19 protein-coding genes are annotated in these 23378 nt (G+C 71.1%); 6 read left to right on the forward strand and 13 right to left on the reverse strand.

What is annotated here, in order from left to right; all coding sequences use genetic code 11:
- Nucleotides 1–94: 94 nt before the first annotated feature.
- Nucleotides 95–1261: an ABC transporter permease gene (locus B1729_RS05630; RefSeq protein WP_163631205.1), complete on the reverse strand. Its 1167-nt coding sequence runs from the start codon at nucleotides 1259–1261 to the stop codon at nucleotides 95–97.
- A gap of 80 nt (nucleotides 1262–1341) precedes the next feature.
- On the opposite strand from B1729_RS05630, the gene B1729_RS05635 reads away from it, so the two are divergent.
- Complete coding sequence (locus B1729_RS05635) at nucleotides 1342–1932, forward strand: TetR/AcrR family transcriptional regulator (RefSeq protein ID WP_163631207.1); 591 nt, start codon at nucleotides 1342–1344, stop codon at nucleotides 1930–1932.
- 176 nt (nucleotides 1933–2108) lie between these two features.
- Here the strand turns inward: B1729_RS05635 and B1729_RS05640 are convergent, their stop codons facing one another.
- The 7 genes from B1729_RS05640 to xylA all read right to left on the reverse strand — a co-directional run bounded on the left by B1729_RS05640 (nucleotide 2109) and on the right by xylA (nucleotide 10387).
- A complete protein-coding gene (locus B1729_RS05640) occupies nucleotides 2109–2930 on the reverse strand; it encodes a GTP pyrophosphokinase family protein (protein WP_163617658.1) in 822 nt (273 codons plus the stop codon).
- Between the two features lie 121 nt (nucleotides 2931–3051).
- The gene (locus tag B1729_RS05645) at nucleotides 3052–3897 is read right to left on the reverse strand and encodes a transposase (protein WP_163631209.1); all 846 of its coding nucleotides are present in this window, start codon (nucleotides 3895–3897) and stop codon (nucleotides 3052–3054) included.
- A 124-nt stretch (nucleotides 3898–4021) separates the two neighbouring features.
- Nucleotides 4022–5179: a class I SAM-dependent methyltransferase gene (locus B1729_RS05650; RefSeq protein WP_163631211.1), complete on the reverse strand. Its 1158-nt coding sequence runs from the start codon at nucleotides 5177–5179 to the stop codon at nucleotides 4022–4024.
- 176 nt (nucleotides 5180–5355) lie between these two features.
- Nucleotides 5356–6981: a LuxR C-terminal-related transcriptional regulator gene (locus tag B1729_RS05655; protein ID WP_163631213.1), complete on the reverse strand. Its 1626-nt coding sequence runs from the start codon at nucleotides 6979–6981 to the stop codon at nucleotides 5356–5358.
- The gene (locus tag B1729_RS20565) at nucleotides 6926–7327 is read right to left on the reverse strand and encodes a hypothetical protein (RefSeq protein ID WP_204318868.1); all 402 of its coding nucleotides are present in this window, start codon (nucleotides 7325–7327) and stop codon (nucleotides 6926–6928) included. The genes B1729_RS05655 and B1729_RS20565 overlap by 56 nt, the downstream gene beginning before the upstream one ends.
- 344 nt (nucleotides 7328–7671) lie before the next feature.
- Entirely contained in the window at nucleotides 7672–9018 is a 1347-nt protein-coding gene (locus B1729_RS05665; RefSeq protein ID WP_204318869.1) for an FGGY family carbohydrate kinase, read from the reverse strand.
- 160 nt (nucleotides 9019–9178) lie between these two features.
- On the reverse strand, nucleotides 9179–10387 hold the full coding sequence (gene xylA, locus B1729_RS05670; protein WP_163631215.1) for a xylose isomerase: 1209 nt from the start codon (nucleotides 10385–10387) through the stop codon (nucleotides 9179–9181).
- 158 nt (nucleotides 10388–10545) lie between these two features.
- Here xylA and B1729_RS05675 point away from each other — a divergent pair, with 158 nt between their 5' ends.
- A complete protein-coding gene (locus B1729_RS05675) occupies nucleotides 10546–11709 on the forward strand; it encodes an ROK family protein (RefSeq protein ID WP_163631217.1) in 1164 nt (387 codons plus the stop codon).
- A 61-nt stretch (nucleotides 11710–11770) separates the two neighbouring features.
- Here the strand turns inward: B1729_RS05675 and B1729_RS05680 are convergent, their stop codons facing one another.
- On the reverse strand, nucleotides 11771–12766 hold the full coding sequence (locus tag B1729_RS05680) for a LacI family DNA-binding transcriptional regulator (protein ID WP_163631219.1): 996 nt from the start codon (nucleotides 12764–12766) through the stop codon (nucleotides 11771–11773).
- 175 nt (nucleotides 12767–12941) lie between these two features.
- On the opposite strand from B1729_RS05680, the gene B1729_RS05685 reads away from it, so the two are divergent.
- Genes B1729_RS05685 through B1729_RS05700 form a run of 4 tightly spaced genes read left to right on the forward strand, consistent with a single transcriptional unit; the run spans nucleotide 12942 to nucleotide 18440 of the window.
- On the forward strand, nucleotides 12942–14231 hold the full coding sequence (locus B1729_RS05685) for an ABC transporter substrate-binding protein (RefSeq protein ID WP_163618772.1): 1290 nt from the start codon (nucleotides 12942–12944) through the stop codon (nucleotides 14229–14231).
- Nucleotides 14232–14248: 17 nt separating this feature from the next.
- Nucleotides 14249–15247 carry a sugar ABC transporter permease gene (locus B1729_RS05690; RefSeq protein ID WP_163631221.1) on the forward strand — a complete coding sequence of 333 codons (999 nt, stop codon included), beginning with the start codon at nucleotides 14249–14251 and terminating at the stop codon, nucleotides 15245–15247.
- 14 nt (nucleotides 15248–15261) lie between these two features.
- Nucleotides 15262–16140 carry a carbohydrate ABC transporter permease gene (locus tag B1729_RS05695; protein ID WP_163631282.1) on the forward strand — a complete coding sequence of 293 codons (879 nt, stop codon included), beginning with the start codon at nucleotides 15262–15264 and terminating at the stop codon, nucleotides 16138–16140.
- Nucleotides 16137–18440, forward strand: coding sequence for a glycoside hydrolase family 3 N-terminal domain-containing protein (locus tag B1729_RS05700; protein ID WP_163631223.1), 2304 nt, complete (start codon nucleotides 16137–16139; stop codon nucleotides 18438–18440). Before B1729_RS05695 ends, B1729_RS05700 begins: the two co-directional genes overlap by 4 nt.
- A gap of 374 nt (nucleotides 18441–18814) precedes the next feature.
- On the opposite strand, the gene B1729_RS05705 is transcribed toward B1729_RS05700, so the two are convergent.
- Genes B1729_RS05705 through B1729_RS05720 form a run of 4 tightly spaced genes read right to left on the reverse strand, consistent with a single transcriptional unit; the run spans nucleotide 18815 to nucleotide 23341 of the window.
- Nucleotides 18815–20320: an alpha-L-arabinofuranosidase C-terminal domain-containing protein gene (locus tag B1729_RS05705; protein ID WP_163631225.1), complete on the reverse strand. Its 1506-nt coding sequence runs from the start codon at nucleotides 20318–20320 to the stop codon at nucleotides 18815–18817.
- A complete protein-coding gene (locus B1729_RS05710; protein WP_163631227.1) occupies nucleotides 20317–21438 on the reverse strand; it encodes a Gfo/Idh/MocA family oxidoreductase in 1122 nt (373 codons plus the stop codon). Before B1729_RS05710 ends, B1729_RS05705 begins: the two co-directional genes overlap by 4 nt.
- Nucleotides 21423–22115 carry a ThuA domain-containing protein gene (locus B1729_RS05715; RefSeq protein WP_163631229.1) on the reverse strand — a complete coding sequence of 231 codons (693 nt, stop codon included), beginning with the start codon at nucleotides 22113–22115 and terminating at the stop codon, nucleotides 21423–21425. Before B1729_RS05715 ends, B1729_RS05710 begins: the two co-directional genes overlap by 16 nt.
- Nucleotides 22112–23341: a Gfo/Idh/MocA family oxidoreductase gene (locus tag B1729_RS05720; RefSeq protein WP_163631231.1), complete on the reverse strand. Its 1230-nt coding sequence runs from the start codon at nucleotides 23339–23341 to the stop codon at nucleotides 22112–22114. Before B1729_RS05720 ends, B1729_RS05715 begins: the two co-directional genes overlap by 4 nt.
- Between the last annotated feature and the right edge of the window lie 37 nt (nucleotides 23342–23378).

The raw sequence follows: 23378 nt of genomic DNA on the forward strand, positions 1-23378 counted from the left end.
CACGCGGACGCGCGCTCTCGGCGAGCAGGTCCCGCGGGAGCGCCGAATCCGGCGCCCGTGGGGGCGGCGCCGGAACGCGCATCCGTGCGGCCGGTCAGCGCGCGAGCGGCTCTGCCGGTTCGAGCGACGCCACCGGCTCCGCAGGCTCGAGCTGACGCGCGGGGGGCGTCAGCTCGGCGCGGGTGCGCCGATGCCCGATGAGCGCCAGCACGACGCCGCCGACCAGCCATGCGCCCAGGATGATCCACTGCGGTGCGGTCGAGGCATCCGGGAAGTACATCACCGACCGCAGCAGCGTCGCCGACGCGCCCGGCACGAAGAACTGGCCGATCGCGCCCCACGGCTCGGGCAGGAACTGCGGCGGCATCGCGGCACCGGCGATGGGATTGGCGATGAACATCGTGATGACCGCGCCCACGCCGATGCCGGGAGGGCCCATCAGCGCCGCGAGGCCGATGATGAGTGCAGAGGTCGCACTGACGCCGAGGCCGATGACCGTGGCGTTCAGCAGCCAGTCGCCCGTCAGCATCCCGAACCACGTCTGCATCACCAGCGTGATCAGCGCACCCGCGGCGATGCCGAAGACGACGAGTCCGATGAGTCGTCGCACGACGCCCTGCACGAGGAGCGTGAGCAGGATGCCGCCCAGCATGCCGCCCAGCACGAGCGGGAAGACGGATGCCGCGAGCCCGGCGCCCGTGCTGTCACCCTCGGCGAGCGGCACGACGTCGGTGACGGTCACGGTCGGGATCTCCGGCGGGGCGCCCGCGGCACCCTCCGGCAGCTGCGGCCTCTGGCCGGACTGCAGTGCGCCGACGATCGCCGTCAGCTGATCGGTGAGCGCCGTCTTGGCGGCGGTGTCGATCTGCGACTGCAGCTGGGTCGCCACCCCGCGCAGCGCCTGCGCCGCGACGGGGCTCGCGGCGGTCGCGACCAGCACCTCGGGCTCATCGCCGAGGAGGATTGCGCCGTAGAGCGCGCGGGATTCGATCTGCGCGACCGCGTCTTCCCGCGAGTCGACCTCGTGGAGGTCGAAGGGCGCAGGGTCCTGCTCGCCGAGCTCGTCTTCGACGGCGGTGACGGCATCCGTCGGTCCGGAGATGCCGACCGGCAGGTTCTGGGGCTGCGACGTGGCGGCCGGCCAGACGAACGCCATCACGATGACGGCGACGATGACGGAGCCGAGGAGCCCGAACGCTGCGGCGACGGGCCAGCGGGTGGGGCGCACCGGAGCGTCGGTGTGTGCGCGGTGAAGAGACATCGCGACCTCCTTCTATGAGTGGAATTAAAAGAGAATGGTGGTTCTGTTTGTGAGAATAACAGAATCGGTATTCTGTTTCCATGCCGAAAGTGTCGGAGGAGTACCGCGAAGCCCGCCGCGACGAGATCGGTCGCGCCGCGCTGCGGGTGCTCGAGCGCAAAGGCGTGCGAGACACCTCCATCGCCGACATCGTCGAGGAGTCGGGCCTCTCGACCGGGGCGATCTACTCGCATTTCTCCACCAAGTCGGAACTCGCCCGTTATGTGGTCGGGCGCTTCCTCATTCCGCGTCTCGACGCTCTGGAGGCCGCGGGCGCCCGCGGCGAGGTCCTGACGCCTCGGCAGGTGCTCCGCCGCATGCTGTCGATCTTCAGCGAAGCCGGATTGTCGACCTCGCTCGTCCTGCAGTTCTGGGGTGAGGCGATGGTCGAGCCGCGGCTGCGCGACGAGATGCTCCGCACGGCAGGACGCCTGAGGGCGGCCCTCACTCACGCGATCGGGCCGTGGGCGCGCGCACAGTCAGTGGATGGAGCCAAGGCCGAGGCTCTCGCCGCCGACACCGCCCGCTCGATCGTGGCCCTCGCGCAGGGCTATGTCGCGAACACCGCCGTCTTCGGCCCTCGTGACGTCGACGAGTACCTCGCCGGCACGGGCGCCGTCCTCGCGAGCTGAGCCCACTCGACCGATCCGGCGAGACGAAACGCCGCCCGTGAGCCCGAGGCGCTTCGTCTCGGTCGCTGGCGCTCGCTCGCTCGCTCAACGACCGATACCTCTCCCCGGTCGTTGAGCGAGCGAGGAACGAGCGAGACGAAACGCGCCGAACGCTCCGGTGCGCTTGAGCCGAGGCGTCAGACTGCCTGCAGTCCGCCGTCGTCGCGGCGCCGGGTTGCGGCATCCGAGTCTCCCGTCGCCGGAGCGGCAGCGCCCGTGATCTCGCGCACGGCGACGGGCGCCGCCTGCCCGGCGCTGGAGCCCTTGATCTGCCAGGCGCTGCCAGCACGAATCTCCCTGTGGAGGCGCTCCATGCGGGCGTCCAGCTCGGCAGCGGTGTCGGCGGCGTCCTTGAGGCTCTCGAGCAGCTCGTCCGGCACCTGCGTGGCGTACTTGTAGTAGATCTTGTGCTCGAGGCTCGCCCAGAAGTCCATGGCGATGGTGCGGAACTGCACCTCGACGGGCACCTCGATGCGCCCGGTCGAGAGGAACACCGGCACCTCGAGGATCGCGTGCAGGCTCTTGTAGCCGTTGGGCTTGGGCTGGGCGATGTAGTCCTTGACGTGCAGCACCCGCACATCGTCCTGTGCGGTGAGCAGGTCGAAGAGGCGGTACACGTCGGCGGTGAAGCTGCAGGTGATGCGGATGCCCGCGATGTCGGTGATGCTGCTCCTGATCGAGGCGAAGTCGCCGTCGATGCCCTTGCGCTGCACCTTCTCGACGAGACTGTCGGGCGACTTCACCCGACTCGAGACGTGCTCGATCGGGTTGTAGTCGTGGGTCAGCAGGAACTCTTCGCGCAGGATGCCGATCTTCGTCTCGACCTCCTGCAGGCCGAAGCGGTACTCCATCATGAAGCGCTGCAGCTCGTCCCGCAGCTCCCTCAGCTCGCTGGGCGAGACCGTGATCTCGCCCTCATCGGACGCCGTCGCGGGCACCAGCGGTGCGGGAGTCGCCATGCGATCGACGGTAGGGGTCGGGTCTACGAGAGTCCTGTGAAAGACGGATGCCTCTTCCCTGCGCTGCGGTCACGCGCGGTGGTCGGGCGCGGTGGTCAGGCGGGGTGGTCAGGCGCTGCGGTCACGCGTCGTCGAGCGCGGCCTGGGCGCGTTCGGACTCCTTCGCCGCGTCGCGGGCCTTCGCCGCGGCATCCGCGCGCTCGCGATCAATCGTCTCGAGCTTGTCGACGGCGCCCGCCTCGTCGTTCTCGAGCGCGGCGAGGTCGCGGCGGAGGTCGTCGATCCGCTCGCGCACGTGGTCGACGCGCTCCTGCGCCTTGGCACGGCGCGCGTCGACGCGGGCGAGTTCCCGCTCGGCCTCGTTGGCGAGCCGCTCCGCTTCGCGGGCGGCCTTCTCAGCCGCCTTGCGCGCCCGGCGCTCGGCCAGGTCGTCACGGGGAGGCGGTGCGACCACCCCCGGCACGGATCCGCCGACCGCCTCGGCGAGCGCACCGGGCTCGATGTCCCCCGCCTCCAGCGCCGTGACGAGCCGGCCCGTGAGCACCGCGGCGGCGGCTGCGGCATCCATCACCGCGGCGTTGATCGTCGTCACGACGTCGTCCTGCGCGGCGGCGCTCAAGCCGCCGCCGGCGTCCTCAGCCAGGCCGACGGCCTGCTTCGCGAGGGCCGCGACGAGCTGGCGCCGCTGCTTGCCGAGGCGTCCCAGCTCGGCGGCGTCGAGGTCGTCCTGGGCCTCACGCAGCGCCGCCGACAGCTCGACCGCGTCGGCGAGCTGCCCGTCCTGCGCCAGCAGGTTGACAGCCCACGCGGCCACGGTCGGCTTGCGCAGCGCCTTGATCTGCTTCGCGAGCGGTCCGGCCGCCATGCCGGCGCGCGCGTTGCGCGCCGCGGTGAACTCCGACGGCGGCAGGATGTACAGCTCGGCCGCGATCGCGTCGAGCTCTTCGTCTGCGTCGGGCTGCGGCATCCGCCCATTCTGGCCCCCGTGAATCGCGAAAGGGTAGATCTCCGCACGGGCGCGTGCGGAGATCTACCCTTTCGCGATTCTGAGAGCGGGATGCCGCGTCCCGCGCCAGAGCCAGAGCCAGAGCTCAGACGATCTCGTAGAAGCGCCAGAGACCGAACTCGGGGATGAGGACGCGGACGTCGCTCCAGCCCGCCGCCCGTGCGTACCCGCGGAGGGTGTCCGGGCGCATCACGGTGCCGGTGGCAGCGCTCGGGCGATGGGACATGCCGTCGGGCAGGCACACGAACAGGCTGAAGCCGTACAGCAGGCGTTCGAGCTCGCTCGAGTCGGGGGTGAAGCGCTCCTCGGTCGCCTCGTCCATGATCACCACGACGCCGTCCTCTCGCACCGCCTCCCGTGCCGCGGCGAGGACCGCCACGGGGTGGGGCATGTCATGCAGGCACTCGAAAGCGAAGACGGCATCGAAGGGGCCCTGTGCGGCGACGAGTGCGGCGTCGGACAGCAGGAACTCGACGCGGTCGGCGACGCCGGCCTCGACGGCATTCAGCCTCGCCGTCTCGACCGACGCCTCGTCGATGTCGAAGCCGACCACCCGCAGCTGCGGATAGGCCTTCGCGAGGGCGATCGACGACCAGCCTCCGCCGGAGCCGAGGTCGGCGATGCGCGCCTGCGGCCGCCGCAGCACGTCGTCGAGGCGGCCGTTTCCTGCGACGACCGAGGGCAGCTGGTCGAACCACGGGCGGTTCATGTCGGCCTGGGCCTCTCGGGCGTGCCTGCCGAGCTGCTCCCAGCTCACGCCGCCGCCCGTCCGGTAGGCCTCCAGCAGTGCGTCGAGCTGGCCCGAGACGGCCGCGGCCATGCGTGCGAGGGGCTCGAGGTACGACAGGCTTCCCCGGTCCAGCAGCACCTCAGCCACGCCGGGCGCGAGCCGGAAGCGCCGCGCGTCGGCACGAGCCGCGCCGGAGTGCTCGCGCGACGCGCCTTCGCCGGTGGACGACGGCGCGGGGGCCGTCACCTCGTCGACCAGCAGGACGCCGCTCGCGGCCTGCTGCTCGAGCCACTCGCGGGCGTAGCGGGGGTCGCAGCCCGTGCGCGCCGCGAGCTCACTCGCGGCGACGCCGTCGCTCCGCGACAACTCGGCGTACCACCCGAGCTGCGAGCCCAGGTGGATGGCCATGATGTCGAACCAGCCGAGCGTCGCGCCCATGAGCCGGTCTGCGAACTCCGCCGTCGCGTCGGTTCCTGTTTCGGTTCCTGTTTCGGTGATGGTCGTGGTGGACATCGTCGTCTCCTTCGTGAACGTCCTTCGAATGTCTGGTTCCGACGGTACGGAGCAGCCGGTCGCCGGCGCGTCGGGTGAACCACGCAACTTCCCGGGCATGGCCTGCATCATTCGGTGCACACGCCTGTGCTCGATGCGCCGCGGTGCATCGAGCGGTCAGCGGCCGCGACGACGGATCAGCGTCCGCGCCGGCCGGCCTGCTCGTGCCACCACGCGGCGGCCGCCGTCCGCGAGCCGACGTCGAGCTTGACGTAGACGTTCGCGAGGTGCCTGCTCACGGTCTTCTCGCTGATGTAGAGCTCTTCGGCGATCTGCCGATTCGCCCTGCCCTGTGCGACGAGCTCGACGATCTCGCGCTCCCGGGCCGTCAGCGGACCGCCGTCGGCCGTCGCAGAAACAGACCGGACGACCACGGGCGGTGCTCCGAGACGCTCGAAGATCACGCCCGCCTGCTCGCGCAGCTGCCCCGCGAGCGCGGCGTCGCCACGCCGCTCGTGTGCGGAGGCCAGCCAGTACAGCACGTTCGCCTGCTCCCAGGGCTGCCGCAGCCGCCGGAAGAGGTCGAGGGCGACATGCAGGCGGCCGATCGCGCCTTCGGCGTCGCCGTCGTGGAGCATCGTCATCCCGCCGGCGTGGGCGGCCCACGCCTGGAATCCATCGCTGCCGAAGGCGCGGGCGTCGGCCTCGAGCTCGTCGAGGAGCTGCTGGGCCCACTCGGTCCGCCCGGTGGCAAGCGCGATCTCGACTCCCGGACGCAGCAGCCGCGCCCGACCCATGCGGTCCCTCTCCTCGAGCGACGTCGTGATCATCGCCGCGGCGCGCTCCGGCTCGCCTTCTGCGAGCACCAGCAGCGCCTCACCGGGGACCGGATCGACGCCGGCCGATCGCGCTCGGCCGTATGCCGCGCGTGCTCCCGCCGCGTCGCCGCGCAGCCGGCGGATCTCACCCAGCTGGTGCCAGCCCTCGCCCGCGACCCACGGATGGTCGGATCCGAGATCGTCGCAGGCACGCTGCAACGCCGCCTCCGCGGCATCCCACTCCCCGCTTGCCGACTGCAACTCGAGCCGGTGCACGCGGCACACGCCGGCGTACACGACGTGCGCCCCGCGCGCCGCACACCATGCCTCGGCGGCGCGCGTCCAGTCGGCCATGCGGCGGAAGTCAGCCAGCTCGTGGCACACGTGGATCGTCGTGCAGAGCACGTCGCCCGCCCACTCGGGCTCGAGCTCGTCCGAGACGACGCACAGCATCGCCTCGTCGAGCAGGGCGAAGCCGGCGGCGGTGCGTCCGGCGCGGATCGCGTGCATCCCCGACACGACGGCACTCAGCGCCGACACCGCCGGAAGCCGCAGCTCGTCAGCCAGCTCCTGCATGCGCGAGACGCTCTCGGCGGGCCAGAGGGCTCCCGTGCCGTCCAGATCCATGCTCGCGGTCAGGTAGACGTCGTACGCGTGGCCCCGCCCGGCCGGAAGGTCGGCCAGGATCTTGTGAGCCCGCCGAGCCCAGGCGGTGCCGACGGTCAGCTCGGCGCGCGTGAGCCGCACCAGTGCGATGACGAGGGCTGCTTCGGCGGCGGCCATCTCGGCGCCTTCGCGGGAGAGCACGCGGAAGGCGGATTCGAGGTGCTCCAGGCCCGCCTCCTGGTGACCGAGCCACCACTCGCACGACGCGAGCGCGCGCAGATCGTCGCCGGTGGCCGCAGCCCCATCGCGGGCCGCTGCGAAGCCGTCCCGTGCCGTCTCCCAGTCACCGGACCGATATGCCGCCCGAGCCCGCTCGAGCCCGGCGATCGTGTCCGCCATGCGGGAATGGTACCGCCGCGTCGCCGTCGACGCCGGGTGAGGACGCGGGCCCGGGTACAGGGTCCGCGAGCCGGAGCACCGCCCGCCGTCGGCGGATCGACATCCCGTAGAGCGCGAGCATGACCGCCATCGTCGCCAGATAGAACGCGTGCAGCACCCAGATCGGGCCGAACGGCAGGCTCACGACATAGACGGTGTGCACGAGATTGCCCGCGTTGCCGAGGACCAGCGCGCTCGCGCTGTACGACCGCAGATCGCCCGAGCGGACGGCCTTGACCACCATCGGCAGGTTGGCCGCGGCGAACAGCACGGTCGAGACCGTGCCTGCGAGGATCGCTGCGTCCATACCCATGATGATGGCGACGTCCGCCACCGCGATACATCGGCCGTTCGATGCATCCGTGCGTGCGCGTCTGCATGATTCCGCCCGTCGCCCCTTCCGGCCGGTGGCCCGCGCCTGCGCCCGCACGGCCGGCCCGGTCGAGGATTCAGGAGACACGCCGTCCGCGGGCCCGCATCCCCGCTCAGCTGGCCCAATCCGCGACCGGCGGCCGGGTCGGCGAACGCGGACGCGGACGCGGTGGGCCAGACCGTCCGACGGGCGACCGCGAAGAATTCAGGAGAAACGCCGGCCAGCGGGGCCGGCGACGCCACCGCCGCGCGGGTTCTCCTGAATCCTCGACGAGGCGATCAGGCGGAGAGGACGGATGCCGCCTGCCGCGCGGCGCCGAGCGCCACGTACTCTCCGGGCTCGGGCACCTCGACCGGCAGTCCCAGCACCAGCGGTGCGATCTCGCGCACCGCCTCGGACTGCGCGGCGCCGCCGATGAGCAGGGCGCGCTCCAGCGGAACGCCGAGGCCGCGCAGCGCGGCGAGACCCGCGGCGAGCCCGGACAGCATGCCCTCGACCGCCGCGCGCGCGAGGTTCTCGCGCGTGGTCGAGGCGAGGGTCATGCCGGTGAGCGAAGCGGTGGCGTCGGGCAGGTTCGGCGTGCGCTCCCCGTCGAAGTACGGCACCAGCTGCAGGCCCGACGACCCCGGCTGGGCCGCGAGAGCGAGCCGCGAGAGCTCGGCGTGGTCGACGCCGAGCACGCGGGCGATCGCGTCGAGGACGCGCGCGGCGTTGAGCGTCGCGACCAGCGGCAGGAACCGTCCCGTGCAGTCCGCGAACCCGGCGACCGTGCCGGAGGGATCGATGGTGCGCTCCTCGCTCACCGCGAAGACGGTCCCGCTCGTGCCGATCGACACCACGACGTCTCCAGGCCCGGCACCGAGCCCCAGCGCCGCCCCCGCATTGTCGCCGGCACCGCCGCCGACACGGCGGCCTGCGGCATCCGTCACCCACTCCTCGGGTCCGAGCACACGCGGGAGCACCGCGTCGTGACCGAGCGCCGCGACGAGCAGCTCACGGTCGTAGCCGCCGGTCGCGGGATTCCAGTACCCGGTGCCGGAGGCGTCCGAGCGGTCGGTGACGAGCTCGTCGAGCACCGGTCCGCGCGGTGATTCGCCGTCGGGGCCGAAGCCGCGCAGCCGCCACGTCAGCCAGTCGTGCGGCAGAGCGACGGCGGCCACGCGAGCGGCGTTCTCGGGCTCGTGATCGCGCAGCCAGCGGAGCTTCGTGATCGTGAAGGATGCCACGGGCACGAGTCCCGTCCGCCGCGCGAGGTCGTCGGCACCGAACTCGGCCGTGAGGTCGGCGGCCGCCTGCGCCGAGCGGGTGTCGTTCCACAGCAGCGCGTCGCGGATCACCCGCCCCTCGGCATCCAGCGCGACCATGCCGTGCTGCTGCCCGCCGATCGCCCACGCCTCGACCGAGTCCATGCCTGCGGCGCTCGGCTCCATGCCCGCGTCACCTTGCTCCACGCCGCCGGCATCGGCGATCGCCGCCTGCAGCGCCGTCCACCACGCCTCGGGGTCGACCGACGTGCCGTCCGGATGCGACGCACGCCCCTGCCGCACGACCGCGCGGGTTGCGGCATCCGTCACCAGCACCTTGCACGACTGCGTCGACGAGTCGACGCCCATGACCAGCGTCATCGCGCCCGCCCTTCCTTCATGTCCCGGTTTCCGTCCTTCATGTCCCGAATTGTGCCGGTAAGGGCGCTGTATCCGACAGAAAGTGGGACATGCTCAACCGGCGGGCGGGAAGACGGATGCTGCGGCCGACGCGCGGTCGGCCACAGCATCCGTTCGCGGGTCAGCCGCGGGCGCCGAGCAGGTGCTCGGTCGCGAGCTGCTGCAGGCGGACGAAGCCGCCGCCCTTGCCGCCGAGGTAGGCGTCGGTGTCGAAGTCCTCGTAGGCGGAGCGGTCCGCGAGGAAGTCGTCGTAGGACTCGCCGGGGTTGAGCGTCGGGGTCGACAGCTCGAACACCTTCGCCGCCTCGAGGGCCTCCTGCACTTCGGGGTCGGCGCGGAAGGCCGCGGCACGCTCCTTGAGCAGCAGGTACGTGCGCATGTTCGCGGCCGCCGAGTCCCACACGCCGGTCTCGTCCTCGGTGCGCGAGGGCTTGTAGTCGAAGTGGCGCGGGCCCTCGTACGCGGGCACGCCGCCGGGGCCGCCGTTCTCGAGCAGGTCGACGAGCGCGAACGCGTTGTGCAGGTCGCCGTGACCGAAGACGAGGTCCTGGTCGTACTTGATGCCCCGCTGGCCGTTGAGGTCGATGTGGAAGAGCTTGCCGTGGAACAGCGCCTGGGCGATGCCGGCGGCGAAGTTCAGGCCCGCCATCTGCTCGTGGCCGACCTCGGGGTTGAGGCCGACGAGCTCGGGACGCTCCAGCGAGTCGATGAAGGCGATCGCGTGCCCCAGCGTCGGCAGCAGGATGTCGCCGCGGGGCTCGTTCGGCTTCGGCTCGATCGCGAAGCGGATGTCGTAGCCCTTGTCGGTGACGTAGTCGCCGAGCAGGTTCACGGCCTCGCGGTAGCGCTCCAGCGCCTGGCGGATGTCCTTGGCGGCGTCGTACTCGGCGCCCTCGCGACCGCCCCACATGACGAAGGTCTTGGCACCGAGCTCGGCGCCGAGGTCGAGCTGGCGGAAGACCTTGCGCAGCGCGTACCGGCGCACGTCGCGGTCGTTGGCGGTGAAGCCGCCGTCCTTGAAGACGGGGGCCGAGAAGAGATTGGTCGTCACCATCGGCACGATGAGGCCGGTGTCGGCGAGGGCGCCCTTGAGGCGGTCTATCTGCTTCTGCCGCTCGGCGTCGGTCGAGCCGAACGCGAACAGGTCATCGTCGTGGAAGGTGAGACCGTAGGCGCCGAGCTCGGCGAGCTTCTCGACCGCGTGCACGACGTCGAGCGGCGGACGGGTCGGGCCGCCGAAGGGGTCGGTGCCGTTGTAGCCGACGGTCCACAGACCGAACGAGAACTTATCGGCGCGAGTCGGGGTCGGTCCGGTGGACTGCGTGGGCATGACGCTCCTTTGCGATAAATGTTGCTGTCGAGAACATATACCAGAATACGCCCTTCGGCTACTCCCCGGGTCGCGGATGCGTCACGCAGTGCCGGTTGCCGCGCGGCGTGGACCCACCGCTGCCCGACCGGGTCTCGGGTCGCCTCTACAGTGAGGGTATGAACGAGCCGGTCGGCAGTCGCCAGGCGAACCTGTCGCGGCTGCTGCGCCTGGCCCACCTCGAGGGCCCGGTCTCGCGTGCGACGCTGACCGGTGCGACGGGACTCAACCGCTCGACGATCGCCGACCTCGTGGGCGACCTCGTCGCCCTCGGCGTCGCGGAGGAGCGGGCACCCGACCCCAGCCGCCGCGTCGGGCGGCCGTCTCCGCTGGTGGCGGCGCACCCCCGTGTCGTGGCCATCGCGGTGAACCCCGAGGTCGACGCCCTCACGATCGCCGCCGTCGGGCTGGATCGCGCCGTGCGGCGGCGGGAGCGCCTCGAGATGACCGGCCTGCTCGGGCCCGAGGGCACCGCACGGCTAATCGGGGAGCGCGTCGCAGCGTGGCGCAGCGACGACCTCGCCGAAGCGGCGATCGCCGGGGTCGGCGTCGCCGTGCCGGGACTCGTGCGGGCCTCGGACGGGCTGGTGCGCGACGCCCCGCACCTGCGATGGACCGACACCGCGCTGCGCGAGCTCATCGAAGCCGCGACCGGCCTGCCCGCCGTGGTCGGCAACGACGCGACACTGGGCGTCCTCGCCGAGCACCTCTTCGGCGCCGCGCGCGGCATCGACGACGTGGTCTACCTCAACGGCGGCGCGAGCGGGATCGGCGGTGGCTTGATCGTGCAGGGGATGCCGGTGGCCGGCGCCTCGGGCTACTCCGGTGAGTTCGGCCAGAATCGCCCCGGCATCGCATCCAGCGCCGACCGGCGGGCCGACAACGGCGTGCTCGAGGACGAGGTGAGCCGTGCTCGGCTCCTCGCCGTACTCGGCCAGGCCAACGCCGACGAGCCCGCGCTGGCCGAGATGCTGCGCGTATCGCGTGCACCCGAGGTCCGTGACGAGATCACGCGGCAGCGCCGCATCCTGTCGACCGCACTGGCCAATGCGGTCAACGTGCTCAATCCGGCCGTCGTCGTGCTCGGCGGGTTCCTGGCGATGCTCGCCAGCGACGACCTCGACGCGTTCACGGAAGCCGTCGTCGCCCAGACCATGCCGGCGAACGGCGAAGACCTCGAGATCCGGCCGGCGGCCCTCGCCGAGGATCGCCTGCTCATCGGCGCCGCCGAGGCCGCGTTCGCGGAGCTGCTGCGCGACCCGGCCGGTGTCGCGCTGAACTGAGCCGCGCTGAACCGAGTCGCGCTGAACTGAGCCGCGCTGAACTGAACTGCGGCCACCGCCTTCAGAGCGGCGGAGCGGTCGTGCCTCGCGGAATGAGCCGCGTGGGCAGCGTCACGTGCGTCGCCGCCGGCACGTCGCCGTCCATGAGAGTGAGCAGCAGGCGAGCCGCCTCGGCGCCCAGCGTCTGCATGGGCTGACGGACGGTCGAGAGGGCGGGGGCGGACTTGGAGGCCTCCGGGATGTCGTCGAATCCGATGACGGAGAGGTCGCGCGGCATGCCCAGGCCGAGCTCCGCGGCGACCTTCACGATCTCCATGGCCGAGATGTCGTTCGCAGCGAAGATCGCGGTCGGCCGGTCGCCGCGACGGAGCATCTCGAGCGCGGCGACGCGGACGGCGTCCTGACGGTAGCTGCCCGAGCCCACCAGGACGGGATCCACCGTGATGCCGGCATCCGTCAGCGCCCGCCGGTAACCGGCGTCACGCGCGATCGACGAGCGCAGATCGGGCCGGCCGGCGATGAAGCCGATGCGGACATGCCCGAGTTCGAGCAGATGCCGCGTCGCCTGGAGCGCACCGCCGTAGCTGTCGGACTCGACGGTCGGAAGGTCGGCCGGGCCGGTGTGGGGGTCGATGGCGACGACGGGCACCTCAGTGCCCACGTTGACCACCGTGGGCGTCACCATGATGGCGCCGTCGATGAGCGTGCCGCTGAGGCGCGAGAGCGAGCGGCGCTCCCAGCCCTCGGCGGTGCTGTGCGAGCCCGAGTAGGCGAGCAGGTCGTAGCGCGAATCGCGCAGCGCCTGCCCCACCCCCTTGAGGATCTCGGCGCTGAAGGGCTCGAAGTCGGCGACGAGGACGCCGATGACCCCGGTCGTGCGCGAGCGCATGCTGCTCGCGATGAGGCTCGACTCGTAGCCCAGCTCGGCGACGACCGCGAGGACGCGGTCGGCCGTCTCGGTGGCCACGCCGTAGCGGCCGTTGACCGCCTTCGACACGGTCGCGACGGAGACGCCGGCCGCCGCGGCGACATCCGTGATGGTGGGACGACGCTTCATGATCTCGATAGCGTAACGGCATAGAAACCGTTTTCGAAAACGTTTGACAAACTATTTGTTGCGCACGCACACTTTTGCTTGCTCGGTGGCAGCGCCGAGCGGTGCGCGACCCGATCGCGCCGACCACCGCACCCCGGAGCAGAGGTGCTCCTCGATGAAGAGAAACGGGAATCACATGATGGGCAAGAGAATCCTCGCGGGTTCCGCAGCACTCGTCGTCGGCGCGCTCGCGCTCGCCGGCTGCAGTGCCGGCGGCTCGGGCGAGAACAGCGACGGCAACGTCGAGATGACGCTCTGGCAGAACTCGACCACCGGTCCTGGCCAGCAGTTCTGGAAGGACGCGATCGCCGCATTCGAGGACGAGAACCCCGGCGTCACGATCAAGATGCAGTCGGTCCAGAACGAGGACATGGATGGAAAGCTGCAGACCGCCCTGAACGCGGGCGACGCGCCGGACATCTTCCTGCAGCGCGGCGGCGGCAAGATGACCGCGATGGTCAACGCCGGCCAGCTGATGGACCTGACCGACCTCATCTCGGACGACATCAAGAGCGAGATCCCCGAGGGCTCGTTCGCCGCGGAGACGTACCAGGACAAGGTGTGGGCGATGCCGCTCTCGGTGCTCCCGGGCGGCTTCTTCTACAGCCAGGATGCCTTCGACAACGCCGGGCTCACCGAGACCCCCGAGTCCATCGACGACCTCAAGGCCGCTGTGGCGAGCCTGGAGGAGACGGGCATCGAGCCGATCGCCCTCGGCGCGAAGGCCGCCTGGCCTGCCGCGCACTGGTACTACTTCTTCGCGATCCGCGAGTGCAGCCCCGAGGTCATCGAGGCGACGGGCGACACGAAGGACTTCAGCGACGAGTGCTGGCTGCGTGCCGGTGAGGACCTGGAGGACTTCGCCGCGATCGACCCGTTCAACGAAGGGTTCCTCACCACCGAGCCCCAGCAGGGCGCGGGCAGCTCGGCCGGTCTGATCGCCAACCGGCAGGCTGCGATGGAGCTCATGGGCGCGTGGGACCCGGGCGTGATCGCCTCGCTGACGCCTGACGAGAAGCCGCTTCCCGACCTCGCCTGGTTCCCCTTCCCGGAGATCTCGGGCGGCGACGGCGAGCCCGGCTCGATGATGGGCGGCGTCGACGGCTACTCCTGCTCGGTCGATGCTCCGAAGGAGTGCGCGGACTTCCTGAACTTCGTCGCCAGCGCCGACCAGCAGACCGCGTACTACAAGGCCTTCAACTCGCCGCCGGTCAACACCGTGGCGCAGGAAGCCGTCACCGAGCCGTACCTGCAGCAGATCCTCGAGGCGTACAACAACGCGCCGTTCGTCTCGCAGTGGCTCGACACGGTGCTCGGCCAGAACGTCGGCAACGCGCTCAACGTCGCGGTCGTCGACATGCTCGCCGGCAACAGCGACCCGCAGAAGCTCGTCGACGCGGTCAACGCGGCAGGCAAGCAGGGCTGATCGTGTCTACCCGCGAGATGTCTTCTGACGCTCGCGGCCTTGCAGAGCACGACGGGGGCGGCATCACGCCGCCCCCGTCGGTGCCGCAGGGCCGCCGGCGCCCCCGAGGCCTAGGCTGGGCCGGCCGCCTCGAGGTCATGATCCTGGTGGGGCCGGCCCTGATCTTCTTCGTCGGCTTCGTGATCTTCCCGGTCATCATGGCCGCGTACTACGGGTTCTTCCGCTGGTCCGGCTTCGGCCCGGCGACCGACTTCATCGGGCTGCAGAACTACGTCACGATCTTCACCGACCCGATCTTCCAGCAGGCGCTGGGGCACAACGCCTTCATCGTCGTCGCGTCGCTCGTACTCCAGGGCCCGGTCGCGATCCTGCTGGCACTGCTGCTCAACCGCAGGATGCGCGGTCAGTCCGTGATCCGTGTTCTCATCTTCGTCCCCTACGTGATCGCCGAGGTCATCGTCGGCACCGGGTTCAGCCTCATGTTGGCCACCAACGGAGCGGTGAACGGCTTCCTCGAGAAGGTCGGGCTCGATTGGCTCGCGCAGGACTGGCTCGCCGACCCCAGCATCGCGATCTGGACCCTCATGGCGATCCTCACATGGAAGTACATCGGGTTCGCCGTCATCCTCTTCCTCGCAGGGCTCCAGGGGATTCCTCAGGAGCTGTACGAGGCGGCCGCGATCGACGGAGCGTCGTACTGGCAGATCCAGCGGACCATCACGCTGCCGCTGCTGGGTCCGACGCTGCGCATCTGGGCATTCCTGTCGATCATCGGCGCGCTGCAGCTCTTCGATCTCGTGTACATCATCTGGGGTCAGTACGTGTCGTCCGTCGCGGGCACCAACACGATGGCCATCTACATGGTCGCGACCGGACGCAACTCCGGCAACTTCGGATACGGCAGTGCCGTCGCCGTCGTCATCTTCGTCATCTCGCTGGTGGTCGCCCTGATCTACCAGCGCACGATCCTGCGCCGTGACACCGCGGGGGCCATCACAGAGAGGGGCGTCAAGTGAGCTCCACGGACTCGATGAGCACCCGGACCATCACGCTTCGCGACACTGTGCCCGGGCGCCGCCGCGACGTCAACAAGCTTCCGTGGGGCAGCCCGGCGGTGTACTTCATCGCGCTGATCATCATCGCGCTGATGCTCGGCCCCGTGCTGTACATCATCATCGGCGGCTTCCGCACGAACTCCGAGATCACCGTCGACCCTTCTGGGCTGCCGGTGAGCTGGAACCCGCAGAACTACATCGACGTGCTGACCAGCGGGCTGTTCTGGACCGAGGTGATGAACTCGACGATCGTCGCGCTCACGACGACCATCGGCGCGGTGGCCCTCGGACTCATGGCCAGCTACGTGATCGCCCGCTACAGCTTCGCCGGCCGCGGGGCGCTGTACGCCCTGTTCGCCGCGGGCCTGATGTTCCCGATCACGGTGGCGATCACGCCGCTGTACATCGTGGTGCGCAACCTCGGGCTCATGAACACTCTGCCGGGCGTCATCCTGCCGCAGATCGCCTTCGCGCTGCCGACGACGATCATCATCCTCGTCCCGTTCCTGCGGGCGATCCCGGACGAGATCCAGGAGGCCGCCTACATCGACGGATGCGGTCGCCTGTCGTTCTTCTGGCGGATGGTGCTTCCGCTCGCGGTGCCCGGTGTCATCACCGTCGGCATCCTCGCCTTCATCGGAAGCTGGAACGGCTACCTCCTGCCGCTGTTCATCCTGAACGACGAGGCCCAGTTCACCCTCCCCCTGGGTGTCCAGGCGTTCTCGTCGCAGTACTCGGTGGACACCGCGAAGGTGCTCGCGTTCACGTCCCTGTCGATGCTGCCCGCACTGGTGTTCTTCAGCCTGTTCGAGCGGCGGATCGTCGGCGGCCTGACGGGGGCGGTCAAGGGATGAGCAACGTCGTGATGCCCGCGGTCTCGCCGCGGGTGGAGTCCCTCCACGCGCAGATGACGCTGGACGAGAAGATCGCGCAGCTCGTCGGCTACTGGGTCGACAAGGGCGGCGAGGTCGTCGCCCCGATGGCGGGCGAGCGCGGCAACTCCGGACCCTACGAGGAAGCGACCGCCCACGGTCTCGGTCACCTCACCCGCGTGTACGGCACGCGCCCGGTGGAGCCGATCGCGCGGGCCGAGTGGCTCTGGGCGGAGCAGCGGCGCCTGCGCGCCGAGACCCGGCTGGGCATTCCGGCGATCGTGCACGAGGAGTGCCTGACCGGTCTGGCGGCGTGGAAGGCCGCGACGTTCCCGACGCCGCTGGCCTGGGGTGCGGCCTTCGACCCGGACCTCACCGAGGAGATCGGCGCGGCGATCGGCCGGTCGATGGCCGAGCTCGGCATCCATCAAGGGCTCGCTCCCGTGCTCGACGTCGTGACCGACCCCCGCTGGGGCCGCGTCGACGAGTGCATCGCCGAGGATCCGTACGTCGTCGGCACGATCGGCACCGCGTACGTGCGCGGGCTGCAGTCGGCCGGCGTCGATGCGACCCTCAAGCACTTCGCGGGGTACTCGGCGTCGCAGGCGGGCCGCAACCACGCCCCGGTGCAGATGGGCCGGCGGCGGCTGCAGGACGTCGTGCTGCCGCCGTTCGAGATGGCGATCCGCGACGGCGGGGTGCAGTCGGTCATGAACTCGTACGCCGAGATCGACGGCGTCCCCGTGGCTTCCGACCCGACGCTGCTCACCGACCTGCTGCGGGATGAGTGGGGGTTCGAGGGTACCGTCGTCGCCGACTACTTCTCGGTGGCGTTCCTGCACTCGCTGCACGGCGTCGCCGGCGACCTGGGCGAAGCGGCCGTGCTCGCGCTGCGCGCGGGGATCGACGTCGAACTGCCGACGGCCGATGCGTTCGCCGGACCGCTGCGCGACCGGCTCGCCGCGCATCCGGACGAGGTGGAGCTCGTCGACCGCGCCGTCCTGCGCGTGCTCGCGCAGAAGGAGCGGCTCGGCCTGCTCGACGCCGACTTCGAGGCGCCGCCCACCGAGGTCGATCTGGATGACCCCGCACTGCGAGCGCTCGCCCGGCGCGCGGCTGAGGAGTCGGTCGTCCTGCTGACCAACGACGGCATGCTGCCGCTCGCGGCTCCCGCGCGGATCGCCCTGATCGGTCCGAACGCCGACTCGGCGGAATCGCTCATGGGGTGCTACTCGTTCGCGAACCACGTGCTCGCGCACCATCCGGGCACGCCGCTCGGCTTCGAGATGCCGACCATCGCCGAGGCGCTGCGGGCGGAGTTCGCCGGCGCGGACGTCGTGGTGGAGCACGGCTGCGAGGTCGAGGATCCCGACACCAGCGGGATCGCCGCCGCGGTCGAGGCGGCGGCGGCCGCCGAGGTCGCGATCGTCGTGGTCGGAGACCGTGCCGGGCTGTTCGGCCGCGGCACGGTCGGCGAGGGCAACGACGTCGACGACCTCGAGCTGCCCGGCGCCCAGCGCCGCCTCGTCGAGGCGGTCATCGCCTCAGGCACGCCGACGACCGTCGTGGTGGTCTCGGGTCGCCCGTACGCGCTCGGCTGGATGCTCGAGGGCCCGGGGGCCGCGGGTGCGGTCGTGCAGGCCTTCTTCCCGGGTGAGGAGGGCGGCCCGGCCATCGCGCGGATCCTGTCCGGCCGCACCGAGCCGTCGGGACGTCTGCCGGTGTCGCTCCCCCGGTCGGCGGGCGCGCAGCCGTACACGTACCTGCACCCGGTGCTCGGCGGACCCACCGAGATCACGAGCGCCGACAACACCCCCGCCCTGCCGTTCGGGCACGGTCTGACGTACACGACGTTCGAGCGCAGATCGCTGACGGCGACGGATGCCGCGACCGACGGCATCCTGGATGTCACGGTCGTCATCGCCAACACCGGGGACCGGCCGGGAACGGATGTCGTGCAGCTGTACGCGCGGGATCGTGTCGCGTCGGTCACGCGGCCGGTCGCGCAGCTGCTGGCGTACCAGCGGGTGTCGCTGGAGCCGGGCGAGTCGGTGTCGGTGAGCTTCGCCGTACCGGCCGCGCGCCTGGCGTTCACCGGACGCGACGGTCGCCGCATCGTCGAACCCGGTGCGATCGACCTCTGGGTAGGCCCCTCGTGCGCCGTGCGCGACGACGAGGCTCAGGTCGAGCTGACCGGCGATGTCCACGTCGTCACGGCAGCCGACCCGAGGGTGGCGACGGCTACGGTCCGCACCGGCGTCGACGCTCTGCCCATGCGCTGAGCCGGCCGAGAAGAAGGCCCCGCGGCATCGCGCCGCGGGGCCCTCTTCGTGCCGTTCAACAGGTCAACCGGCCCTCCGCAGGAGATTGAACCGATCCAACCTCCTGTTGAAGCGCGGTTGACCTGTCGAAGGAAAGGGGACGAGCGGATGCCGCCACCCGGCGCGGCACCTCGACCAGGCGCCGCCGGGCCTTGGCAGGACCTGGCCATGTCGCCGCGCTGCAGGCGTTTCGTCTCGCTCGTTCCTTGCTCGCTCAACGACCAGGGGAACAATCGCGATCGTTGAGCGAGGGAGCGCTCAACGACCGGGGGAACGATCCCGGTCGTTGAGCGAGCGAGCGCCAGCGACCGAGACGAAACGCCTCGGGGCGGCGGCTACGCCAGGTCGAGTTCCACGGTCGCGAAGGAGTGCGGCGGCAGCGACACGGTCAGCACACCCGCGTCGACCGAGGCCTCGAGCGAGGCGGGCGCGACGGCGTCGGGGGTGCCGGGAGTGTTGTGGGCTGCGGCATCCGTCCCCGTGAGCACCCGGGCGCGACGCACCGAAGCCGAGCGGCCGCGCAGGTCGACCCGCACGTCCAGCGCCTCCTCGAGCGACAGGTTCGACAGCGACAGCAGCGCCGACCCGTCACGGGTCGAGGCCGAGACCGAGAGGCCGGGCACACCGTCCGCCGCGGCCGGCGACGAGAGCACGTGCGCGGCCAGGGCGGTCGCGTCGTGGTGGCCGCGGTTCATCTCGAACACGTGGTAGGTCGGGGTGAGCACCATCGCGCCGTCGTCGTCGGTGAGGATCATCGCCTGCAGCACGTTGAGGGTCTGCGCGATGTTCGCCATCTTCAAGCGCCCGGCGTGGCGGTGGAAGGCGTCGAAGTGCACGGCGGCGACCAGGGCGTCGCGCACGGTGTTCTGCTGGAACAGGAAGCCGGGGTTGGTGCCGGGCTCGACGTTCCACCAGGTGCCCCACTCGTCGAGGATGAGACCCACCTTCCGGTCCGGGTCGTACGAGTCCATGACGGCCTCGTGCCGGCGGATGACGCGCTCGATGTCGATCGCCTTGCGCATCGTGCCGTAGTACTGCTCGGCCGAGAACTCGACGGCGGGCTCGGTGTTGATGCCCGCGCCGGCGTGCGAGTAGTAGTGGAACGAGATGCCCTGGAACACCGGCGCCGGCTGCGAGCCGCAGGTGAGGCATCCGAGCGACTCCATGAGCGCGCGCGTCCAGGTGATGTCGTCGTCGGAGGCGCCGGCGGCGATGCGGTAGAGCTCGTTGCCGCCGTGGTTGCGGCAGAACGTGCCGTAGCGGCGCGCCTCGAGCGCGTACTGCTCGGCGGTCATGTTGCCGCCGCAGCCCCACGCCTCGTTGCCGATGCCCCAGAACGGCACCTTCCAAGGTTCGTCGCGCCCGTTCTCACGGCGCAGGCGCGCCATGGGGCTGTCGCCGTCGCGCGTCAGGTACTCGACCCACTCGCTCATCTCGCGCACGGTGCCACTGCCGACGTTGCCGTTCACGTACGCGTCGGCGCCGAGCATCTCGCACAGGTCCATGAACTCGTGCGTGCCGAAGTGGTTGTTCTCCACCACGTCGCCCCAGTGCGAGTTGATCATCTGCGGGCGGCTCTCGCGGGGTCCGATGCCGTCGCGCCAGTGGTACTCGTCGGCGAAGCAGCCCCCGGGCCAGCGGAGGTTCGGGATGCCGAGCGCCCGGAGCGCCTCGACGACGTCGGAGCGGATGCCCCGCACGTTGGGGATCGCGGAGTCCTCGCCGACCCAGAAGCCGTCGTAGATGCAGCGGCCGAGGTGCTCGGCGAAGTGGCCGTAGAGGTGGCGGCTGATGACGTCACCGGGGACGTCGAGGTCGATGACGGCGCGGGCCGTGGTCACAGATTTCTCCAGTCGGATGCGGGTGTGAGGGGAACGAGCGACGGGCGCGCCGCCGTGGTGCGCAGCGGAACGCGGGAGCCGGACGCAGCCGAGTCCGACAGCGCCGTCATGATCTCGAGCACGTGCAGCGCGATCGCGCCACTCGCCCTGCCCGGCCCAGCGACGAAGTCGAGCAGGCCGATGCCGCGACCGGAGTCCGCATAACCCGCCGACGGCTCGAGGGTCTGCCACGAGCCGCCGCTGCCGGGCCTGCCGGTGCCGTGCAGCTGCACGTCGCCCTCGAACATGTTGGGATCGGGCACGATCAGCGACCCGTTGACGCCGTGCACCTCGATGGGCGCCGCGGTCGAGCGGACGCCGTCGAAGCTCATGGTCACGGTCGAGATCGCTCCGGACGCGTGATGCAGGATGCCGGTGAGGTGGGTGTCGACGTCGACGTCGATGCTCTCCCCCGCCCGCGGCCCGGTGCCGATCACGCGCACGTCGCGCGAGCGCGACGCGGCGCCCGACACGGCCTCGACGGGCCCGAGCAGCTGCACGAGCGAGGTGACGTAGTACGGGCCCATGTCGAGGAGCGGTCCGCCGCCCTCGCGGTAGTAGAAGTCGGGATGCGGATGCCACGACTCGTGCCCCGCCGAGATCCACATCGCGGATGCCGACACCGGCCGGCCGATCCGCCCGTCGTCGATCGCCGCGCGCGCGGTCTGCACACCGGTGCCGAGCACGGTGTCGGGCGCACCCCCGACGCGGACGCCCGCGGCGGCCGCGGCATCCGTCACCCGCGCAGCGTCGGCGAAGGTCGCCGCCAGCGGCTTCTCGCCGTAGACGTCCTTGCCGTGCGCGATGGCGGCCAGAGCCACCTCGGCGTGCGCGGCGGGGATGGTGAGGTTGAGGACCGTGCCCACGCCCGCGTCGGCGAGCAGCTCGTCGGTGGTGAGCGCCCGGGATCCCGGGATGCGCTCGGCCGCGGCCTGCGCACGCGAGGCGTCGAGGTCGGCCACGGCCACGATCCGCACACCCGTGGCTGCCTGGAGCGTCTCGAGGTACTGACCCGAGATGTGCCCGAGCCCGACGATCCCGACGTCGCGCACCGTGCCGCCCGTCACCGTGCTGCCCATAGCAGTCCGCGCTCGATGATCGTGCGGACGTTCGGGTCCTGCAGCACGTCGAGGCTGTGCCCGGGCGTCGACACGAAGACGCGGCCCTGACCCCACTCGCGCGTCCACACCGCGGGCGAGACGATCGGCCGGTGCCACGGGTGGTAGGGCTGCACCGGGTGGGTCGTCGTCGCGAGCACGTCGATGAGATCGTCGTGCAGCACCCAGTACTGCTCGGTGGTGAGGCGGAAGTCGTCGATGCCGGCGGTGATCTCGTGCCTGCGACCGAGGTCGGTGAGCTCGACCGTGTAGTCCAGGTAGTTGTCGGTCTGGTCGCCGTGGACCTCGTCGGGGTGCTTCGACGGGTGGGTGGCGAACTGGCCGCCCACGAGCTGCAGGTAGTCCGAGCTGGCGCGGAACGAGTCGGCGATGCCGCCGTGCCAGCCGGCGAGCCCGGTGCCGGCGGCCACGGCGTCGCGGAGTCCGCGCACAGCCTCGTTCGACGCCTGCGACATCGTGACGGACTGCAGCACGAGGTCGGTCGCGGCCATGCGGTCGGCGTCGGCGTACACCTGCGGGTCCTCTTCGATCGAGACGTCGAAGCCGCTCTCGCGGAGGAACGGCAGGAACAGCTCGGTCGCCTCGACCGGATGATGGCCGTCCCATCCGCCGCGGACGACGAGGGCGGTGCGGGTCATGAGGGGATCCCTTCCGTGGGGTGCTCGGGGGCGTCGACGGCGCCGGACGCGACCGTCGTGAGGATGCTGTCGTGGGCGGCGCTCTGCTCGACCGCGGCCAGCACGCGCTGCACCTGCGTCGCGTCGGCGAAGGTGGGCGAGACCGGGATCTCGCCGGCGACGGCGCGGACGAAGTCGACGGCCTGGTGCGTGAACAGGTGCTCGTACCCGAGTCCGTGCCCAGCGGGCCACCAGGCTCCGGCATACGGATGCCGCGCCTCTGTGACCTGCACGCGCCGGAAGCCCTGCGCGTCGTCGTCGGCGGCGTCGTAGACCTCGAGCTCGTTCATGCGCTCGAAGTCGAACGCGATCGCGCCGCGGTCGCCGTTGATCTCGATGCGGTTCGCGTTGCGCCGGCCGGTCGCCATGCGGGTGGCCTCGAAGACGCCGAGGGCGCCGCGGTCGAAGCGGGCGGTGAAGGCGGCGGCGTCGTCGACGGTGACCGGCAGCCGGTCGGTGGTGTCGGCGGCGACGCCCCCGAGTCCCTCCACCGCCGAGCGGCGCGGCCGCGAGGTGACGAAGGTGCGGACGGTGGCCGAGACCGCCGCGATGTCCTGACCCGTGAGCCACTGCGCGGTGTCGATGCTGTGCGCCCCGATGTCGCCCAGCGCGCCGGAGCCTGCCCGATCGCGATCCAGGCGCCAGGTGTGAGGCGAGTCGGGGTCGCTCAGCCAGTCCTGCAGGTACTGGGCGCGTACGTGCCGGATCTCGCCGACGCGTCCCTCCTCGATGAGCCGGCGGGCGAGGGCGAGCGCGGGCGTGCGGCGGTAGCTGAAGCCGCACATGGCCACGACGCCGGAGCGAGTGGATGCCGCGGCCGCGGCATCCGTCATCTCCTGCGCCTCAGCGACCGTGTTCGCGAGCGGCTTCTCGCACAGCACGTGCTTGCCGGCGGCCAGCGCGGCGAGCGCGATCTCGGCGTGGGTGTCGCCCGGAGTGCAGATGTCGATCGCGTCGATGTCGTCGCGCTCGACGGCCTCCCGCCAGTCGACGGTGTGCTCCGGCCACTCCCAGCGCGCGGCGGCCTCGGCGGTCGCGTCGGCGCGGTGGCCGACGAGCAGCACCGGCTGCGCCGAGAGCGGCAGGTCGAAGAAGCGCGGCGCGGTGCGCCAGGCGTGGGTGTGCATGCGGCCCATGAAGCCGGTGCCGATCAGCGCGATCCGCAGCGGCGATGTCGTCGTCGTCATCGGGTGTGCCCTTTCCAGCCACAGACGATGCCACCGC

It is taken from the genome of Microbacterium sp. B35-04 (assembly GCF_010634885.1).
Lineage (GTDB): Bacteria > Actinomycetota > Actinomycetes > Actinomycetales > Microbacteriaceae > Microbacterium.